Origin of the sequence: Paenibacillus pabuli, assembly GCF_039831995.1 — a bacterium.
Classification (GTDB): Bacteria; Bacillota; Bacilli; order Paenibacillales; family Paenibacillaceae; genus Paenibacillus; species Paenibacillus pabuli_C.
In genome coordinates, this window is the sequence record NZ_JBDOIO010000004.1 from 110,855 (window position 1) to 125,802 (window position 14,948).

General features: G+C 48.9%; 13 protein-coding genes. 10 read left to right on the forward strand and 3 right to left on the reverse strand.

What is annotated here, in order from left to right:
• Nucleotides 1-35 precede the first annotated feature (35 nt).
• The 6 genes from kduI to ABGV42_RS20055 all read left to right on the forward strand — a co-directional run bounded on the left by kduI (nt 36) and on the right by ABGV42_RS20055 (nt 7,194).
• Nucleotides 36-875 carry a 5-dehydro-4-deoxy-D-glucuronate isomerase gene (gene kduI / locus ABGV42_RS20030; RefSeq protein WP_347384440.1) on the forward strand — a complete coding sequence of 280 codons (840 nt, stop codon included), beginning with the start codon at nt 36-38 and terminating at the stop codon, nt 873-875.
• 35 nt (nt 876-910) lie between these two features.
• The gene (locus tag ABGV42_RS20035) at nt 911-1,669 is read left to right on the forward strand and encodes a DeoR/GlpR family DNA-binding transcription regulator (RefSeq protein WP_347383388.1); all 759 of its coding nucleotides are present in this window, start codon (nt 911-913) and stop codon (nt 1,667-1,669) included.
• A gap of 102 nt (nt 1,670-1,771) precedes the next feature.
• Nucleotides 1,772-2,524 carry a 2-dehydro-3-deoxy-D-gluconate 5-dehydrogenase KduD gene (kduD, locus tag ABGV42_RS20040; protein ID WP_347383389.1) on the forward strand — a complete coding sequence of 251 codons (753 nt, stop codon included), beginning with the start codon at nt 1,772-1,774 and terminating at the stop codon, nt 2,522-2,524.
• 35 nt (nt 2,525-2,559) lie between these two features.
• The gene (locus ABGV42_RS20045; protein WP_347383390.1) at nt 2,560-3,405 is read left to right on the forward strand and encodes a sugar phosphate isomerase/epimerase family protein; all 846 of its coding nucleotides are present in this window, start codon (nt 2,560-2,562) and stop codon (nt 3,403-3,405) included.
• 237 nt (nt 3,406-3,642) lie between these two features.
• A complete protein-coding gene (locus tag ABGV42_RS20050) occupies nt 3,643-4,950 on the forward strand; it encodes a homocysteine synthase (protein ID WP_347383391.1) in 1,308 nt (435 codons plus the stop codon).
• 294 nt (nt 4,951-5,244) lie between these two features.
• The gene (locus tag ABGV42_RS20055; protein ID WP_347383392.1) at nt 5,245-7,194 is read left to right on the forward strand and encodes a heavy metal translocating P-type ATPase; all 1,950 of its coding nucleotides are present in this window, start codon (nt 5,245-5,247) and stop codon (nt 7,192-7,194) included.
• A 116-nt stretch (nt 7,195-7,310) separates the two neighbouring features.
• Here ABGV42_RS20055 and ABGV42_RS20060 read toward each other — a convergent pair whose 3' ends face one another.
• Nucleotides 7,311-8,042 (reverse strand): ZIP family metal transporter, encoded by a 732-nt coding sequence (locus ABGV42_RS20060; RefSeq protein ID WP_347383393.1) that lies wholly within the window; start codon nt 8,040-8,042, stop codon nt 7,311-7,313.
• A gap of 256 nt (nt 8,043-8,298) precedes the next feature.
• Between ABGV42_RS20060 and trxB the strand changes: the two genes are divergently transcribed.
• Nucleotides 8,299-9,240, forward strand: a complete 942-nt coding sequence (gene trxB / locus ABGV42_RS20065) for a thioredoxin-disulfide reductase (protein ID WP_347383394.1) — start codon at nt 8,299-8,301, stop codon at nt 9,238-9,240.
• Nucleotides 9,241-9,306: 66 nt separating this feature from the next.
• On the forward strand, nt 9,307-9,537 hold the full coding sequence (locus ABGV42_RS20070) for a glutaredoxin family protein (RefSeq protein ID WP_095361761.1): 231 nt from the start codon (nt 9,307-9,309) through the stop codon (nt 9,535-9,537).
• A gap of 252 nt (nt 9,538-9,789) precedes the next feature.
• Here the strand turns inward: ABGV42_RS20070 and ABGV42_RS20075 are convergent, their stop codons facing one another.
• Entirely contained in the window at nt 9,790-9,987 is a 198-nt protein-coding gene (locus ABGV42_RS20075; RefSeq protein ID WP_053779005.1) for a hypothetical protein, read from the reverse strand.
• Nucleotides 9,988-10,132: 145 nt separating this feature from the next.
• Nucleotides 10,133-11,299 carry an ROK family transcriptional regulator gene (locus tag ABGV42_RS20080; protein WP_347383395.1) on the reverse strand — a complete coding sequence of 389 codons (1,167 nt, stop codon included), beginning with the start codon at nt 11,297-11,299 and terminating at the stop codon, nt 10,133-10,135.
• A gap of 199 nt (nt 11,300-11,498) precedes the next feature.
• On the opposite strand from ABGV42_RS20080, the gene xylA reads away from it, so the two are divergent.
• Both xylA and xylB read left to right on the forward strand, forming a co-directional pair.
• The gene (gene xylA, locus ABGV42_RS20085; RefSeq protein ID WP_095292400.1) at nt 11,499-12,815 is read left to right on the forward strand and encodes a xylose isomerase; all 1,317 of its coding nucleotides are present in this window, start codon (nt 11,499-11,501) and stop codon (nt 12,813-12,815) included.
• 366 nt (nt 12,816-13,181) lie between these two features.
• Complete coding sequence (gene xylB, locus ABGV42_RS20090; RefSeq protein ID WP_347383396.1) at nt 13,182-14,675, forward strand: xylulokinase; 1,494 nt, start codon at nt 13,182-13,184, stop codon at nt 14,673-14,675.
• Nucleotides 14,676-14,948: the final 273 nt, after the last annotated feature.

Here is a 14,948-nt window from a genome sequence, read left to right on the forward strand (position 1 = left end):
AACATCACTCAATTGACGAAGGGAATGGATTAATGATGGAAAATCGTTATGCTGCACACCCCAATGAAGTGAAAAATTATGATACGTCTCGCCTGCGTGAAGAATTTTTGATGGAGCAATTGTTCGCAACAGACGAGCTGGTTACTGTATATTCTCATGTGGACCGTTATATTGTAGGAACTGCGGTACCTCAGAGCAAGGACATTGCGCTTGAAGTGAACCTGAAAGACATTGGAACGGACTTTTTCCTGGAGCGTCGTGAAATCGGTATCATTAACGTGGGAGGTCATGGTACGGTTACGGCGGATGGACAGGGATATGAGATTGGTGCCAAAGAATGCCTTTATATCGGAAAAGGTGTGAAAGAGGTTGTGTTCAAAAGTAATGGTAATGAGCAGCCAGCTCAGTTCTATTTTGTATCCACACCAGCACATCACACTTACCCTACGCAAAAGGCAACCCAGGAACAAGCTCAGCCGAACCACCTGGGCAGCATTGAAAGCTCGAATGAACGGACCATTTATCGCTACATCCATCAGGGTGAGGGCGGAATTCAGAGCTGTCAGTTGGTAATGGGAATTACCGAGCTGGACAAGGGTAACATGTGGAACACCATGCCTGCACATACCCATAACCGCCGTTCCGAAGTATACTTGTATTTCAATCTGCCGGAGGACGGCGTGGTATTCCACATGATGGGGGAACCAAACGAGACTCGGCATCTGGTTGTACGTGACCGTCAGGCGATCATCTCTCCAAGCTGGTCCATTCACAGCGGAGTAGGCACGAGCAGCTATACGTTCTGTTGGGCCATGGCTGGTGAGAACCAAACGTTCGAGGATATGGACGGCGTGGCGATGAAAGACCTCAAGTAAACACGTAAATTCCAAAGAAACAGGAAGTTGATTGTATGAATCCATTGAAAAGACACGAGAAAATTATGGAGGCTCTGCTGGAGCGCCAGGAAGTTACTGTTAGTGATCTGAGCGAACTGCTGCAGGTGACCGGCAAGACGGTTCGAGAGGATCTCGACAAGCTGGAAGCGATGGGGTTGCTTGTGCGTGTCCATGGAGGGGCCATGCTGGCTCAGAATGACCAGTATGGTATCCTCACAAGCCGCGGAGCCACAGAGAAGCATCATTCCGAGAAAACGGAGATCGCCGAGCGTGCGCTCGCTTATATACGTCCCCATGAAATCATTGCGCTGGACGGAGGGAGCACCACACTTGAAATGGCGAAGCGGATGGACAATCAGCCGCTCACTGTCGTAACCAATGACCTCTTCATTATCGCAGAGCTGACCAAAAAGGAGCAGGTCCGACTGGTTGTGCCAGGAGGGGCAAGAGTTCGTAATATGCTGGTGGGAGACGATACGGCGACTTTCATCTCCAGTCTAAATATCCACAAAGCATTTATCTCAACCACGGCACTACATCCGGAGTTCGGACTATCCATTTACACAGGTGATCTGGTTCCACTGAAAAAGGCAATGATCTCGGCCTCCCAGCAGATCTTCGGCGTGGTGGATCATTATAAATTCGGACAGTTTGCGCTGCGGACCTTTGCCCATTGTTCGGAGCTGGACTGTATTATCAGTGACAGCCATCTGGACGAAGAGACAGCAGCACTGTACAACCAACTCGGAGTCAAAGTCGATTATCAAAGCTAAACGCACAGAAGCGCTTAATGTCTGAATCACTAAGCATAAACATAAGAAGTTGATTTGCATCACTTATAGGTTTGCATCTCATAACATGCGGAGGAATCATTCATGAATCCATTTGATCTAAGCGGACAAGTTGCACTTGTAACCGGTACATCTGGTGGTTTAGGGCAGGGAATGGCCATTGGTCTGGCGGAAGCCGGAGCAGATGTGGTGCTCGTTTCCTATTCGAAACCATCCGAGACAGCAGGTGCGATCGAAGCGCTCGGGCGCAAAGCATATATCATTGAAGCGGATTTAAGTCGTGAAGACGAATTGCCGGCGGTATTTGAGAAGGCATTAGCTTTTCAAGGGAAGATTGATATTCTCGTTAACAATGCGGGTATTATTCGCCGTACACCTGCGGCTGACCACGGACAGCAGGACTGGCACGATGTCATCGGGCTTAACCTGAACACGGTATTCTTCTTGAGCCAACTGGCGGGCAGACATATGATTGAACGCGGCAGCGGCAAAATCATCAATATCGCATCCATGCTGTCCTATCAGGGCGGCATTAACGTGCCGGGTTATACGGCCAGTAAACATGGCGTTGCAGGCTTAACCAAAGCTCTCGCCAATGAGTGGGCAGGCAAAGGCATACAAATTAACGGTATTGCACCAGGTTACATGGAGACGGATAATACGACCCAAATTCGTGCGGATGAAAACCGATATCGGGATATCACAGCACGCATTCCGGCAGGGCGATGGGGAACTCCGGAAGATTTGAAAGGTCCGGTCGTGTTTCTTGCATCGGCAGCTTCGGATTATTTGAATGGTCATGTACTCAATGTAGATGGCGGCTGGATGGCTCGTTAATCTGCTCTGCTATCAATGGTAAAGGAGGCAGTGACATGAAACTTGGTATTCTGGCACATACGTTTGGCCAGCAGCCTACAGCCCAGCTGGCGCAGACAGTCGCAGATCATGGATTCAATTCGGTGCAGCTGGCGCTTGCAAAAGCCCTGTCCGATGTTGACTCGGCTAACGGTAAACTCAGTCCGGGACTCGCGAATGAGATCGGGGACCAGTTTGCAAGACGTGGAGTCAAGATTGCTGTTCTGGGCTGCTATATTAATCCGATCGACCCGGATGCTGCACGCAGACGGGCAGATATTGAGCGTTTCAAGGAGCATCTGCGTTATGCCCGGGATTTTGGTTGCAGCATGGTCGCAACAGAAACCGGAGGTTTGGACACCTACCAAGCCACCCATCCAGACGGGTATGAAGAAAAGGCTTGGACGGTGCTGCGGGAAACGTTGGAGGAGATTACGGAGGAAGCGGAAAAATGGGGTGTGCATGCGGCTATTGAGCCCGTATCTACCCATACACTTCATACACGTGAACATATGACTCGTTTGTTTGAAGAGATCCCATCCTCCAATCTGGGTATGTTGTTTGATCCATGCAATCTGATTAAACAGCCCCATGTCGCTGATCAAGGCGCTTTCCTGCGTGATGTGATGGAGTCGCTATACCAGCGGATCATTGTCATTCATGCGAAGGATGTGGCCTTCAATGCACAGGGCGAGAAGATTAATCCGGTACCGGGTGCAGGCATATTGGATTACCCGCTGTTTTTTGAACTGTTAAAAACGTATAAGCCACATATCGATATCTCACTGGAGGGCGTGACTGCGGAAGAAGCGGTTCCAGCAGCCAAGCATTTGCGTGAAGTATGGAATGGTGTGCGAGTCTAGGGATGAGCTGGAGATAAGCTCATATCTGCGTGTATTTAAATAGCCAGGAAACCTTTGCCCTTGCAAAGGTTTTTTGGTATGAGCTTGTCGTCAATACATATAATATATTTCTTATCGGATAAATCGGAAATAACTCTTTTCAAACACGACATCTTATGAGAGAATATGGAAAACATACGCCACCATGTGAGGACATCAGGATATTGAAACGTATAAGCCAAGGGAGGATTCCGATTTATGTCAAACGAACGTGAGCTTTCATTTGAAACATTGGCAATTCATGCAGGCCAGGAGATTGATCCAACGACTCATGCACGTGCTGTGCCTTTGTACCAGACCACATCCTATGGCTTTAAGGACACGGAACATGCTGCCAATCTGTTTGGTCTGAAAGAGTTTGGCAACATCTATACCCGTCTGATGAACCCGACAACCGATGTGTTCGAGCAGCGGATTGCAGCATTGGAGGGAGGAGCCGGGGCGCTGGCTACAGCTTCCGGGCAGGCAGCCATCACGTTTTCCCTTCTGAATATAGCAGGTGCAGGGGATGAAATTGTTTCCTCGGCGAGCTTGTATGGTGGGACGTATAATTTGTTCTCAACAACGTTGCCGAAGCTGGGCCTTGATGTGAAGTTTGTCGATTCCAGTGATCCCGAGAATTTCCGGGCGGCCATTACAGAGAAAACGAAAGCATTATATGCGGAAACGATCGGTAATCCTCAAGGGAATGTGCTGGACATTGAAGCAGTTGCGGCGATTGCCCATGAGCATGGCATTCCTTTGATCGTGGATAATACGTTCCCCAGCCCGTACTTGCTTCGTCCCATTGAACATGGAGCGGATATTGTGGTTCATTCGGCGACGAAGTTTATTGGGGGACATGGTACATCCATTGGTGGGGTGATTGTTGATAGCGGGAAATTCGACTGGAAAGCGAGCGGCAAGTACCCGTGTCTGACCGAACCGGATGCCAGTTATCATGGTGTGGTATACACCGAAGCTGTTGGGCCGATTGCTTATATTATCAAAGCACGGGTGCAGCTGCTTCGTGACTTGGGTGCGACTATCTCGCCATTTAATTCATGGCTGCTGCTGCAAGGACTGGAAACATTACATCTGCGTGTGGAGCGCCATAGCACCAATGCGCTGGCTGTTGCAGAATATCTGGAGAAGCACGAGGACGTGCTGTGGGTGAGCTACGCGGGTCTGCCAAGTCATGCCTCCTATGAACTCGCACAAAAGTATCTGCCAAGAGGGCAGGGAGCAATCCTGACATTTGGTATTAAAGGCGGTGTAGATGCAGGGCGCAAGCTGATCGAAAGTGTGAAGCTGTTCTCACACCTTGCGAACGTGGGTGATTCCAAGTCACTGATCATTCACCCGGCAAGCACAACCCATCAGCAGCTGACAGAAGATGAGCAGACCGCAGCAGGCGTTAACCCTGAACTCATTCGTCTGTCTGTTGGTACGGAAAATATTCAGGATATCCTGTATGACCTGGAACAAGCCATCAAGGCGAGTCAGGGAGCAAGTGTTGGCGCGTAACGAAAGGAAATTATACGAAAGCCGCCGTCCTCAAGGACAGGCGGTTTTTTTGTGTTCCAGTTATAATCTGGAAACTGCCCATTTACAAACGCCGATCCGAGGCATATAATAAAGCCAAAGTTGTATTGGGTAAACATAATTGCATAAATACAAAAATGATTATCATTCTCATTCAAAAACCATGCTGCTGCGGGATTCCCGCAGCAGCATGTGTCATTTTTAGGGCATTAACAATGGCTCTCATTCTCAATACGACGCAACTTTAATCCTCGACAAGAAAGGATTGTGATTCACATGCAAGCAATACATCAACCTATACAGACCCAGGCCAAAGCAGAACGGCGTTCCGCGAAGTCACCTAATCCGAACCGTGGACGCAGACCAAATTTCCGGGCCATGCTTCGAAATAAGGAGATGCAGGCGGCTCTCGGCAGTGGAATTATAATGCTTATTGCATGGGGAATGTCACCTTATTTCAATGCATTATCTGTCATACTGTACATCGTGTCATATGCACTCGGAGGATGGACCAAGGCCAAGGAGGGCATTGAGACACTGGTCAAGGAACGCGATCTCGATGTGAATTTGCTCATGATCGCCGCCTCGCTTGGTGCAGCAGCCATTGGGTACTGGAATGAAGGCGCGATGCTGATCTTCATTTTTGCATTAAGTGGTGCTCTGGAAAGTTATGCGACCGAGCGGAGTCATAAGGATATTTCATCGCTGCTGGCACTTAAGCCAGAGACAGCACTGCGTATCGAGGATGGACAGATGAATTTTGTCGCCATCGATGAGCTGATGCCTGGTGATCTGCTGCTGGTCAAACCGGGGGAGCTGATTCCGGCTGACGGCACCGTTTATCGCGGGAGTTCGTTTATTAATCAGGCTTCCATTACGGGAGAATCCCTGCCTGTGGATAAGGCTGAAGGTGACGAGGTGTATGCAGGTACGGTTAATGGAGAAGGAGCTTTGTATGTAGAGGTAACCAAATCGGCAGAAGGTTCGCTGTTTGGCAAAATCATTAAGCTGGTCGAAGAGGCACAGGCCGAAGTACCGGACTCCCAGCGTTTTATTGAGCGGTTCGAAGGGATTTACGCACGAATTGTGGTGGGTGTAACATTGATGGTTATCGCAGGTGCTCCGCTGCTGCTGGGGTGGACTTGGAATGAGGCTTTTTATAAAGCGATGGTTTTTCTCGTTGTAGCTTCACCTTGTGCACTGGTTTCCTCAATCATGCCAGTCATGCTGTCGGCGATGTCCAGCAGTGCGCGTCGTGGCATTCTGTTCAAGGGAGGGGCTCATATGGAGAATATGGCTCAGACCCGGGTCGTGGCTTTTGATAAAACAGGAACATTGACCATGGGGACACCCCAAGTCACAGATATATTAACAGCCGAGGGCATGACTCGGGCCGAACTGCTGTCTGCAGTAGCTGCGATTGAGAACTTGTCCATGCATCCGCTGGCTCGGGCCATTGTAGATCAGGCGAATGGTGAAGGTATTGCCATTCAAGAAGCTGAACAGGTACAAACGCTGACGGGTTGGGGGATCGAAGGGTACGTGCAAGGTGTTCTCTGGAAGATTGGGAAAACGAATGAAATGCACGTGGATACCCATGCCCATTGGCATGACGTATGTGCCCGTCTTGAGAGTGAAGGCAAAACGGTATCGATCGTGATGGCGGACGACCATTTCGCTGGTCTAATAGCCTTGCGCGATACGGTTCGTCCACAGGCCGCCGCAGCAGTGAAGAGACTGCAAGATATGGGCGTGAAGGTGGCCATGCTGACGGGTGACCGAGCCAAATCTGCAGCTGTGATTGCACGAGAAACAGGAGTAAGTCTCGTCTATGCCGATCTGCTGCCCGAGGATAAGGTGAAGCAGGTACAGAGCCTGCGCAAAGCGTACGGACAGGTGCTCATGGTTGGTGATGGCGTGAATGATGCACCTGCACTCGCTGCGGCTACTGTGGGCATGGGAATGGGGATGTCGGGGAGCGGTACAGCGCTGGAAGTGGCTGATGTGGTGCTGATGAATGATCATATCGAGGAAATTGCCTGGGTGATTGAGCAGGCGCGAAGAGCACAGCGGACCGTGAAGCAGAATATGTTTTTTGCCATAACGGTTATTCTGGCACTGATTGCAGGGAATTTTCTGCAAGGTGTGGCATTGCCACTGGGGGTTGTTGGACATGAGGGCAGCACAATTCTGGTTATACTCAATGGTTTAAGACTACTGCGTTAATGAGATATCCCAGTAATTTCATGGAATCTTCATTTGTGACCAAAAAAAGAACCTGTAGGGCAGAATGATTAACCCTCAGGTTCTTTTCGATATCGTTATCTCCGGTAAAGGTTTGCTCAGAATAGTTCGGTCAAACCAATCATGGTGATGAGTCCCAGCAAAAATGAAACGGTAGCTACACGTGCGTTGCCGTCTCCGTGACTTTCGGGAATCAGCTCTTTGTATACAATGAACATCATCGCCCCTGCCGCGAACGCAAGCCCATAAGGCACAAGTCCTGCGACGAGACTGCTAAGTGTGTAGCCAATCATCGCGGTAATAATTTCGACGGCTCCTGTCAGGGTAGCGATCCCAAGCGCCTTGAAGCGGCCGATGTTCTGATTCACGAGGAACAGGGCAACGAGGAATCCTTCGGGAGCATTTTGCAATCCGATCGAGAAGGCAATGAGATTACCCAGACCGGCATCGGTACTGGCATAACTGACTCCTACAGACAGGCCTTCAGGCAGGTTATGCATGGTGATGGCTGCAATTATCATGAAGGCCTTGGCTTCAATTTTAAAAGGTACCTTCTCTGGATTCTCCAGATCCACATGGGGAATCTTCATTTCAAGTACCAGCAAAACCATGCTGCCGAGCATAATACCAAGAGCAAGAACGAACAGGTTTGACTGTCCCAGCGCTTCGGGAATGAGATTGTACACCGAAGCCGAGGTCATGATGCCTGCCGCGTAAGCAAGCAAGATATCACGCAGACGGTGTGTTACTTTCCGCATAAATAGAATAGGTACGGCCCCAAGGCCAGTAGACATGGCTGAGATAAAGCTGCCAATGAGTGCATCGTTCATGCTTCCATTTTCCCTCCTGATGAAGACTTCTTCATAATCGCTGCCGAGCATTGACACCGTAGTTAAAAGAGATCATAATGAACAACAGATTAGAATGATTATAAATTAGAATTCCATTTCTGCATAGGGCAATTGTCATATCGGGCAGGTCTTGTGGACATGATTTAGGCTTATATCGATCTAGTGTATGCAAGGGCGTTTGCTTTTGATGCCGATGGGCCCAACCTTTTTGCAGAACTCGGGGGAGGAACTATACATGTATAAATCCATTATTATCGGAACAGGCCCTGCAGGGCTGACAGCAGCAATCTATCTGGCTCGTGCCAATCTTAACCCACTTGTTATTGAAGGACCACAACCTGGTGGCCAACTGACAACAACAACTGAAGTGGAAAACTTCCCAGGTTTCCCTGATGGCATTATGGGTCCTGAACTGATGGACAATATGCGTAAACAAGCAGAACGTTTTGGTGCTGAATTCCGCACAGGTTGGGTAAACAACATTGATATGAGCGAACGTCCGTTCAAAATCCAGGTTGAAGGCATGGGTGAACTGGTATCGGAAACCTTAATCCTGTCTACTGGTGCATCCGCTAAATACCTTGGTATTCCTGGAGAAGAAACAAACGTGGGCCGCGGTGTCAGCACTTGTGCCACATGTGACGGATTCTTCTTCCGTAATAAAGAAATCATCGTTATCGGTGGTGGCGACTCTGCATTGGAAGAAGCAAGCTTCCTGTCCCGTTTCGGTTCCAAAGTAACTCTGGTACACCGTCGTGAGGAGCTGCGCGGTTCCAAAATCATGCAAGACCGTGCACGCAGCAACGAAAAAGTGGAAATGGCCCTTAACCGTACACCGATCGAAGTCATTGCTGGCGACAATGGGGTAACCGGATTGAAAGTGTTGAACAACGCAACGGGTGAAGAAGAAGTGATCCCGGCAAGCGGTGTATTTGTAGCAATCGGTCATACTCCAAACACTGGTTTCCTTGGTGGACAGATTACAACAGATGAACATGGGTATATTATGACCACACCAGGCACTTCCGAAACGAACATTCCAGGCGTATTTGCTTGTGGAGACGTTCAAGATACACGCTACAAACAAGCGATTACAGCAGCAGGCAGCGGATGTATGGCTGCTATGGATGCAGAGAAATTCATCGAAAGCCTTGAGCATAGTGCAGTAGCACTGTAAGGTAACTCGTTTAAATGGGTGAATTAACGTTATAACTATATATAAACTATATGAGGTGAATAAATAATGGAAAACGTAATTGTATACACATCGACCAACTGCCCGAACTGCAAATCGGTGAAGACTTTTCTCGCTGAAAAAGGAATTTCCTATGAAGAGCGCAATATCGAGACAAGCGACGAGTTCGCACAACAAGTATGGGATATGGGCGTACGTGCAGTACCTCTGACCGTTATTGGTGAACACCGCATCCTGGGTATGAACAAAACGCAATTCGCAAAAGCACTGGACGCTTAATCATCCTCAGCCCGGGATGCAACCAAGCTGAACTTGAGCTATTCCGGTTCGCGCGAGCCGTTTGAATATAAATGAAAGAAGCCTTCGTCCTGTTCTGGATGGGGGCTTCTTTTTTGAAACAAACTCTCTTCAAAACATTTTGAATAGTTGATATGGAAAATCCCCTTGCGTCAGTGAACAGGAGCACATGGTAACATGAACTCTATAATTCACTGCGGAAGGGGATTTCGTCATTTAAACCAGTTATTCCATCTAAAAAAAGATGCTCATAAACGTCTGAAAAACAACATACACCAATACGCCTGACAGCATATACATGAACCCAGCCTTCTTTTTGCTCTGAAACAAACGAAGTATGCCGAGGCTGAACAGCGGCGCAAGCACGATCAAGAACAGGAGTACGGTGACAAACATTTGCGCCGAGATATCTGAAGTATCCACGTAGGTCACGGGTTTTCACTCCGTTTCGTTATAGGAATTAACACAGCGACAATCATTCCGCCATGACAAAAATCACATATCCTCATTATAACTCTGGATTTCTTTAACAAAAAGGGAGGAAATGGGGCGAAATGATGTCAATTTTCACTGGATATTAGACCGAAACTCTTATTTTACCTAGAAACTGGGAAATAGCTGAGTAAGCGGCACCAATACGTGTAGAACGACTGCCCAGTGCTGCCCATTCAATTTGCAAACTACGACGGTGATAGGGCAATGTACGCTCTTCAACGACTTGTTTGAGAGCCGTTTCAATCCATGGACCTGCTTCCGAGAGAGGCCCGCCAATAATGATGCGCTCAGGATTGAAGCTGTTAACGATATTTGTGATGCCCACGCCCAGTTTACGGCCGATGTTCTCGTATAAATCCAGTACCCCTTCATGGCCTTGCTGTGCATATTCTACGAGCTCCCGGGTTGTGTGAGCAGGCAGATGCAGCTGATGGTCGGGGTGCTCATAGGCTTTTTCGGAAGCATACAGCTCCCAACAGCCATGATTGCCGCAAGAGCAGGGTCTGCCTTCCGCTTCAATTGACATGTGACCTGTCTCCCCTGCGTAGCCCCAGGCACCTTTGTACAATTCGCCATCAACCATAATTCCCGATCCGATACCCATTCCTGCACTGATATAGATCAGGTGACGGACACCGATTCCGCTGCCAAAATTCAATTCCCCATGAGCGCCTGCATTGGCTTCGTTGTCAATCGTTACAGGAAGTTCAAACAACTCCTCCAGCATGGAGCGAAGTGCGACCTTCTCCCAACCCAGGTTGGGTGCAAACAGCACCGTCCCTGCCTCATCTACCATTCCAGGTACACCAATGCCAATGCCAATCACACCATGTGGTGAGGGGGGAGCCGACTGAATCAGATGCTCCGCGGCAAGTTTCAACTGTTCCAATACGGAAGGCACATCGTGCTGCTCCAGCTTGATGGCATACTCCGTTATGATATGGCCCTCCAGATCGGTAAGCACACCCTTCAGATGGGTTACGCTGAGTTCCAGACCTACTGCATAACCAGCCGTACCTCGAAACAGCAGCATGAGCGGCTTGCGGCCACCGCTGGATTCACCCGGACCGATTTCCTGGACAAGCTCATCACTGATGAGATCGGCAACAAGGTTAGATACGGTTGCTTTGTTAAGTCCCGTAACCTCGGATACCCTTGCGCGGGAAAGGGGGGCATGACGGCGAATGGTATCGAGGACGATGGACTTGTTTATTTTTTTGACCAGCATCTGGTCTCCGGTAATTTTCATAAGGATCAGGCACTCCTATTCTGTATATAAAAGGGTTCAATCATTCATCCCGTGCTCAAGCTATTCGACTATTATAGCGTAAACAAACCCGGAAAAAACAATTTTATTTTACTTTGTTTAACCAATAGACAAAGTATAACCGATGTGATAGGATAACGGTGTAAACGATTTCTTTAAAACTATTGAGGAGGCATTTTACATGGCCTATTTTGAATCCGTTAATAAAATCGCATTTGAAGGCAAAGACTCCACCAATCCTTTTTCATTCAAACATTATAATCCGGAAGAAGTTGTTGCTGGCAAAACGATGGAAGAGCACTTCCGTTTCGGCATGGCTTACTGGCATACATTAACTGCAGGCGGCAGTGATCCGTTCGGTGCAGAGACAGCTGTTCGTTCTTGGGATAAATACTCGGGTCTGGACCTCGCGAAGGTACGCGTGGAAGCGGCTTTTGAATTTTTGGAAAAAATGAATCTCCCGTTCTTCTGTTTCCACGATGTGGACATCGCACCAGAAGGCAACAGCCTGCGTGAGTTCTACAGCAACATCGACACGATCGTTGACCTGATTGAAGACCACATGAAATCCAGCGGCAAAAAACTGCTCTGGAACACGGCGAACATGTTCTCCAACCCGCGCTTCATGTTTGGTGCAGCTTCCACATGCAATGCTGACGTGTACGCACATGCAGCAGCGCAAATCAAGAAAGGTCTAGAAGTGGGTAAACGTCTGGGCGCTGAAAACTATGTATTCTGGGGCGGCCGTGAAGGTTACGACACATTGCTGAACACAGACATGCAGCTGGAGCAGGACAACATTGCCCGCATGTTCCACATGGCTGTAGACTACGCGAAGGAAATTGGCTTTGACGCACAATTCCTGATCGAGCCTAAACCAAAAGAGCCAACGAAACACCAATATGACTATGATGCAGCGACTTCCATTGCATTCCTGCAAAAATACGGTTTGGACAAACACTTCAAACTGAACCTGGAAGCAAACCATGCGACTCTGGCGGGTCACACATTCGACCACGAAATCCGCGTTGCCCGCACAAACGGCATGCTCGGTTCCCTCGATGCCAACCAAGGCGACATGCTGATCGGTTGGGATACGGATGAGTTCCCAGTGGATATGTACGATGCAACATTGACGATGTATGAAGTACTGAAAAACGGTGGTATCGGCCGTGGCGGCGTGAACTTCGACGCCAAAGTACGCCGTGGATCCTTCGAAGCAGACGATCTGTTCCTGGCTCACATCGCAGGTATGGATACGTACGCTAAAGGTCTGAAAGTAGCTGCGAAATTGATCGAAGATCGCGTATTCGATGACTTCATCGAAAAACGTTACAGCAGCTTCAAAGAAGGTATCGGTGCTGAGGTTGTTGCAGGCAAAGCGACTCTGGCTTCCCTTGCAGAATACGCACTGAACAACGAAAGCCCACGCAAAAACCAATCCGGTCGTCAAGAATTGCTGAGAGCAAAACTCAACCAATACATCTTGGCTGACTAATACCGGAATCAACTTGTATAAGCTCGGCTGGGGACTCTGTCCCTGTATGCAATAGCTTGTACCATGGACGTTGAACAGGCATGACATTCGGACCGTCCCCGACTTTCCCCTGGGAAGGCGGGGGCGGTTTTTTGATACCCGAACGGAGTGAGCAGAAAGGACCCGAGCAAGCGGTAGCGTTCGCTCAGAGTTTTCTGAAAGAAAACTGGCTTTGGAAGCATAGGCTTATCCCTGGATTTCTCCCTTTTCAAAGGGAATAAAGGAAATCCGGGGATAACGGCGATCCGAGGGTTTTCTGATCACGAAGTGACCTCATGCTCAATAAAGCTTCTTTTATATAATCATGTTAAGAAACGAGGGATACCCATGAGTTACGTAATTGGTGTCGATTTGGGAACCAGTGCCGTCAAAACGGTGCTGGTTAACCGTGAAGGAAAAGTGGCGTTTGAAGCGTCCGAGGCTTACCCGCTGCACCAGCCCAAGGCTGGCTACAGTGAGCAGAATCCGGAAGATTGGGTAGAACAGACCATTGTCTCCCTGCGCAAATTGCTGGAAGTTTCGGGCGTACAGCCTTCGGAGATTGAGGGTCTCAGCTTCTCCGGGCAAATGCATGGACTCGTTCTGGTAGATGCGGAGGGTAAACCGCTGCGTAATGCCATCCTGTGGAACGATACACGTACGACGGCTCAGTGCCGCCGAATTGAGAAAGTATTGGATACTAAACTGTTAAGTATCGCCCGGAACCGTGCGCTCGAAGGCTTCACGCTGCCAAAAATCCTGTGGGTACAGGAAAACGAACCAGAGCTGCTGCAGCAAGCATCCTTATTCCTGCTGCCGAAGGACTATGTTCGTTATCGCCTGACTGGCGATTATGCCATGGATTATTCGGATGCAGCCGGTACATTGCTGCTGGACGTCGCAGGCAAACAGTGGAGCAAGGAGATTGCGGAAGCTTTTGAACTGCCGATCTCACTGTGTCCACGTCTCGTGGAATCGTTTGAAGAAGTGGGCACATTGCTGCCTGAGATCGCAGATCAAACGGGTCTTGCTGCTGCAACCAAAGTATTTGCAGGCGGAGCCGACAATGCGTGCGGGGCTATTGGCGCAGGTATCCTGAGTGAAGGACAGACGATGTGCAGCATCGGTACGTCCGGAGTGGTGCTTTCTTACGAAGAACGCAAAGATCTCGATTTCGAAGGTAAAGTACACTTTTTCAACCATGGAGAGAAGGATGCCTTCTATATTATGGGGGTAACTCTTGCAGCGGGATACAGCCTGTCCTGGTTTAAGGATACGTTTGCAGCGGACAAATCATTTGATGTGCTCTTGCAGGACATTGATCAGGTTCCGGCCGGGAGTAACGGATTGTTATTTACTCCTTATATCGTTGGAGAGCGGACACCTCATCCAGATGCGAACATTCGCGGCAGCTTCATCGGCATGGATGCCGGACATAAGCTGGAACACTTTGGGCGGGCAGTCATGGAAGGAATTACATTCTCCCTGCGGGAATCGATCGATATTCTGCGTGGTGCAGGCAAAACGGTTAATGAGGTCATCTCCATCGGGGGCGGTGCCAAAAATGAAGCCTGGCTGCAAATGCAGGCGGATATCTTTGACGCCACGATTGTGAAGCTTGAAAGTGAGCAGGGCCCAGCAATGGGCGCGGCAATGCTTGCAGCGTATGGCTGCGGCTGGTTCCCTTCCTTGCAGGATTGCGCGGCAGCGTTCATTCGTCCTGCCAAATCCTATGTACCGAACCCGGAAACGGTAGCGGTCTACGATGGACTCTTTGCGCTGTATCAGGAAGTATATGGACAGACACGTAGCCTGAATGATCGTCTGGCAGAGTACCGTTAATTCACAACGTTAACCATCCAATATATGCAAATGAAATAACAAGAGCACTCGCGGAAGCGGGTGCTTTTTTTTGTTGTATATGGACAGGAACTGAAGTCACAGAGAACCCAGTAAGTGGGGAGTAGATGGAGAACGGAGTTCTCAGACATAACCCTATCCGGGATATGCATAGATTTAATATAGAGGGTTGGCATAGGCCCAAAAAGCCAAAAAAAGAAAAATTAAGGTGAGGTCGGTGACAGACCAAGATAAAGGTTTATCTCATAAAAACTT

What these genes read in the sequence shown, in the direction of transcription:
- ABGV42_RS20070 (WP_095361761.1), top strand. Translation starts at nt 9,307, where the DNA reads ATGGAAAACGTAATTGTATACACATCGACCAACTGCCCGAACTGCAAA.
- xylA (WP_095292400.1), top strand. Translation starts at nt 11,499, where the DNA reads ATGGCCTATTTTGAATCCGTTAATAAAATCGCATTTGAAGGCAAAGAC.
- xylB (WP_347383396.1), top strand. Translation starts at nt 13,182, where the DNA reads ATGAGTTACGTAATTGGTGTCGATTTGGGAACCAGTGCCGTCAAAACG.
- ABGV42_RS20055 (WP_347383392.1), top strand. Translation starts at nt 5,245, where the DNA reads ATGCAAGCAATACATCAACCTATACAGACCCAGGCCAAAGCAGAACGG.
- ABGV42_RS20060 (WP_347383393.1), bottom strand. Translation starts at nt 8,042, where the DNA reads ATGAACGATGCACTCATTGGCAGCTTTATCTCAGCCATGTCTACTGGC.
- ABGV42_RS20050 (WP_347383391.1), top strand. Translation starts at nt 3,643, where the DNA reads ATGTCAAACGAACGTGAGCTTTCATTTGAAACATTGGCAATTCATGCA.
- ABGV42_RS20080 (WP_347383395.1), bottom strand. Translation starts at nt 11,299, where the DNA reads ATGAAAATTACCGGAGACCAGATGCTGGTCAAAAAAATAAACAAGTCC.
- kduI (WP_347384440.1), top strand. Translation starts at nt 36, where the DNA reads ATGGAAAATCGTTATGCTGCACACCCCAATGAAGTGAAAAATTATGAT.
- ABGV42_RS20045 (WP_347383390.1), top strand. Translation starts at nt 2,560, where the DNA reads ATGAAACTTGGTATTCTGGCACATACGTTTGGCCAGCAGCCTACAGCC.
- ABGV42_RS20035 (WP_347383388.1), top strand. Translation starts at nt 911, where the DNA reads ATGAATCCATTGAAAAGACACGAGAAAATTATGGAGGCTCTGCTGGAG.
- trxB (WP_347383394.1), top strand. Translation starts at nt 8,299, where the DNA reads ATGTATAAATCCATTATTATCGGAACAGGCCCTGCAGGGCTGACAGCA.
- kduD (WP_347383389.1), top strand. Translation starts at nt 1,772, where the DNA reads ATGAATCCATTTGATCTAAGCGGACAAGTTGCACTTGTAACCGGTACA.